2 protein-coding genes are annotated in these 1368 nt (G+C 77.5%); both read right to left on the bottom strand.

Annotation, left to right across the window (positions count from 1 at the left end):
• Positions 1–874, bottom strand: an 874-nt coding sequence (locus tag ACWJ6R_RS36375; RefSeq protein ID WP_449066553.1) for a CocE/NonD family hydrolase, incomplete at its 3' end; no start/stop codon positions are given.
• Positions 871–1146, bottom strand: a complete 276-nt coding sequence (locus ACWJ6R_RS36380) for a hypothetical protein (RefSeq protein ID WP_449066554.1) — start codon at positions 1144–1146, stop codon at positions 871–873. The genes ACWJ6R_RS36375 and ACWJ6R_RS36380, both read right to left, overlap by 4 nt.
• Between the last annotated feature and the right edge of the window lie 222 nt (positions 1147–1368).

Genomic DNA, 1368 nt, shown 5'->3' on the forward strand with positions numbered 1-1368 from the left:
TCCAGCGGCCGCTGCCCAGCAGCAGGCACCCGCTGCGGCCGGAGCCGCCCAGCCATTCCAGCGCCAGTGCGAAGGGGTGGAGGCCGGCCGGTTCCGGCAGGGCGCACTCGGGCTGGAGGCGGTGGGTGAGCGCACTCGCCCAGCCGCCGACGACGGCCTCAGCCCGGGGTGCCAGCATGGCCTGGCGCAGCGTGGTCGCCGCCGACCGGCAGTACCAGCTGCCCAGGTGCAGGCTGGGCGCGGTGGCGGTGCGTGCGGCTCGCGCCATGCGCCGGGCCGCGGTCTTGTAGGTGCTGGGCGTGGCCGGCCACGGGCCGACGTCCACCGGCCAGGCCTCGGTGACGGCCGCCGCCGGGATCAGCGCGGCCAGTTCCGGCGCGCGGGTGAGCGCCGCGTCGTACAGGCCGGTGCGCGCCATCCGGCCGGTGCCCAGGTCGGTGCGCCACCACAGCTCCTCGTCCAGGGCCGGAGGGCCGATCGGCGGCCAGGGCTGGCGGCTGACGATCCCGCGGACCGCGGGGTGGCCGGCGGCGCACCAGGCGGCGTAGGCCTCGTAGGCGAGGCCGTACAGGAAGATCGCGCCGTCGCACCAGGGCTGGGCCGCCGTCCAGTCCAGGGTCGCGTGGCCGTCGGCGGTCTCGTCGGCTCCGGGGGTGAAGGCCCCTTCCGACAGGTGGCGGCCCCGCACGTCCTGCATCAGGCAGGCGAATCCGGCCTCGGCCAAGGAAAGGGCCTCAGGCAGGCAGCCCGGGGCGCCGTACGGCGTGCGGATCACCACGGCGGGGGCGGGCAGCCGGTCCGGCAGGACCAGGCCGGCCACCAACCGCACGCCGTCGGACGCCGTCACCGTCAGGCCGGTGCGCACCTTGCTCACGCGGGCGTCTCACGCATCAGGCCGCGCGGCACCGGCAGCACGGGATGGCGGCGGATCTCCCCGACCTGTAGGTCGATCCCCACCTGGTAACCGGCGCCGGGCGGTGGCGCGCCGTCGAACCAGGCGCGCAGGTCGGCGGCGATGAGGGCGGCGGCGATCTCCGCTCCGGCCGGGTCGGCCGGGGTCGCGGGCCGACCGCCCGCCTCCAGGAAGGCCCAATAGGCGGCCAGCTCGTCCGGCCACGGGCAGGCGGCCAGGCGGCGCAGCCGCACATCCTCGTAACCGGCGCCGCCGGTCGGCGGGGTGAACGGGCCGACGTACCAGCGGCGGCCCTCACTGTGGCCGCGGTGCCAGGCGACCTGCAGCTCCCGGCAGCGGACGTCCAGCTCCCGCCAGGCGGCGTCGGGCAGGTGCTCGGCGCAGGCGACCAGGACTGCGGCCTGCGGTTCGGCGTCCTGGCCGGGGCGCGCCGCGCCGTACGGTCAGGCCCGCCT

Source organism: Planomonospora algeriensis (assembly GCF_977012225.1).